At 62.4% G+C, this 2433-nt stretch carries 1 protein-coding gene; it reads left to right on the top strand.

The genetic code is table 11. The annotated features are described in order from the left end of the window. Positions 1-543: 543 nt before the first annotated feature. Positions 544-2328, top strand: a complete 1785-nt coding sequence (locus ACIBVN_RS60735; RefSeq protein WP_397151999.1) for a reverse transcriptase domain-containing protein — start codon at positions 544-546, stop codon at positions 2326-2328. Positions 2329-2433 lie beyond the last annotated feature (105 nt).

Below are 2433 nucleotides of genomic sequence, written 5' to 3'. Positions count from 1 at the left end.
TGGCAGTGCGCCATGCGGCGCCTTGTCGTATCCCCGGTTCAGCCGGGAGGAATTCGGAGGGAGGTTCTTGGGTCTGATGGCTTACCCAATCCGGAAACGGTAAAGGGGACCAGAGCATGCCAGAAAATCGGCGGCCGGGTCCAGGTAGCAGGGACGGCGCGTCGAGAGACCCGCGTGACACGGTGAAAGCTGGATTGCCTGAACCCTAATTCCCAGAAGATTGAAGGTCGAATCCGTCGGAAAGCTACCCGTAACCGACGCCGCACCCTGCGACGGCTTTATGCCATGGCCGACGCAACCTCCGGAGTGCGGAGCGATGCCCAGTGAGGGCATTCAAGGGAATGAGTGGGGCACCTACATCACGCTATGACGTACGACAAGGACGAACATGGGATCGCCTAAGGGAAGAGGTCTTCCTATGGCGACGGAGGCCCCGTAGTAGTCGCCGGAGTAACGACCGGCCAAGGAGGACGGGAAAGCCGTCCACATTCGGGCGAAGGGGGCCAGGTGATCGGACACCACAGAAGCTGGGAGGTATGCGAAATGCAGAGCGCCGAAACGGTGCTGGGTGTCCTCCATGAACGCGGCAGGCGTGGCCTGCCATGCAATGAGCTCTATCGACAACTCTTCAACCCGCAGTTGTATCTGCTGGCCTATGGACGTCTCTACTCCAACAAGGGAGCGATGACACCCGGGGTCAGCGCAGAGACCGTGGACGGCATGTCACTGGGCACGATCGAGCGCATCATCGATGCGCTGCGTCACGAACGCTACCGATGGAGCCCAGCCAGAAGGGTCTACATCCCGAAGCGGCCGGGCAGCGCCAAGCTGCGCCCGCTCGGCCTGCCGCCCTGGTCGGACAAGCTCGTCGGCGAGGTGATCCGCCTGCTCCTTGAGGCGTATTACGAGCCGACGTTCTCCGACGCCTCCCACGGTTTCCGTCCTCGCCGAGGTTGCCACACCGCTTTACGCGATGTGGCGCACACGTGGACGGGGACGACGTGGTTTATCGAGGGGGATATCGCTCAGTGTTTCGATCGGCTCGACCACGAGGTCATGCTCAAGATACTGGGCGAGAGGATCCACGATTATCGGTTTCTGCGGCTGATGCGGAACATGCTGAAGGCCGGATACATGGAGGATTGGATCTGGAACGCCACGCACAGCGGAAGCCCGCAAGGCGGAGTCGTTTCTCCTATCCTATCTAATATCTATCTGCACAAGTTGGATGAGTTCGTCGAGCAGACTCTGATCCCGCAATACACCCGAGGAAAGGTCAGGAAAGGCAATCGCGCCTTCTATCGAATATGGGGCGCGATGCAGCGTGCGAGCAAGCGTGGTGACCGCACGGCAGTGCGCGAGCTGCGCAAGCAACTCCACCGCATTCCCAGTCTGGATCCGCAGGATCCCGGCTATCGGCGGCTGCGGTATGTGCGCTATGCCGACGACACCCTTCTCGGGTTCGCCGGACCGAAAGCAGAAGCAGAGGACATCAAAGAGCGTCTGGCGCAGTTCCTGCGTGACGATCTCAAACTGGAACTGTCGCCGGACAAGACGCTCATCACGCACGCTCGCACCGGGGCGGCGAGGTTCCTCGGCTACGACATCACCGTGCATCACGACGACCGTAAGGTCTCCGGCAGACGACGCTCCCTCAACGGGACGGTCGGTCTGCATGTCCCTCGCTCGGTGGTGGTCGCCAAGCAGGCCCGGTACATGCAGCGCGGCAAACCCGCGCGTCGGCCCGAGCTGCTGAACCAAGACGACCACGTCATCATCAGCACCTTCGGATCCGAGTACCGCGGCATCGTCCAGTACTACCTGCTGGCCGGCGACGTCTTCCGACTCGCCCGGCTGCAATGGGTCATGGAGACCTCGATGCTGATGACGCTGGCCAACAAGCACCGCTCGACGGTGTCGAAGATGGCCCGCAAGTACGCGGCCACCGTCGCCACACCGCACGGGCTGCGTAAGTGCTTTGAGGCTCGCGTCGAACGCGTCGGCAGGAAACCACTGGTCGGACGGTTCGGCGGGATCCCGCTGAGACAGGACAAGAAGACGGTCGTCACCGACCGTCGGCTGCCCCCGGTCAACATCAAACGCAAGGAGCTGGTCACCCGGCTCCTTGCCGGACGATGCGAGTCATGCGGGCATGTCGACCAGGTGGAGGTCCACCACGTCGCCAGACTTGCTGACCTCGGACGAGCGGGAGAGCGGCCGCCGTGGGCAGATCTCATGGCCGCACGACACCGCAAGACCCTCGTGGTCTGCGGAAACTGTCACGCGGACATCCACGGCAAGAACCCTGTCCCAGCACTCACGGAGTAGTCACTGGAGAGCGACGTGCGGTGATAAGTCGCATGCGTCGTTCGGGCTGGGGGCCGCTGGAACAGGACCTGCTCAGCAGGCACCTCGTCAGCGGCCCACCAGTAC

The organism is Nonomuraea sp. NPDC049400 (genome assembly GCF_044466425.1).
Taxonomy (GTDB): domain Bacteria; phylum Actinomycetota; class Actinomycetes; order Streptosporangiales; family Streptosporangiaceae; genus Nonomuraea.
Note: the sequence above shows the minus strand (reverse complement) of the source record. Positions and strands in the feature narration are given on the sequence as shown.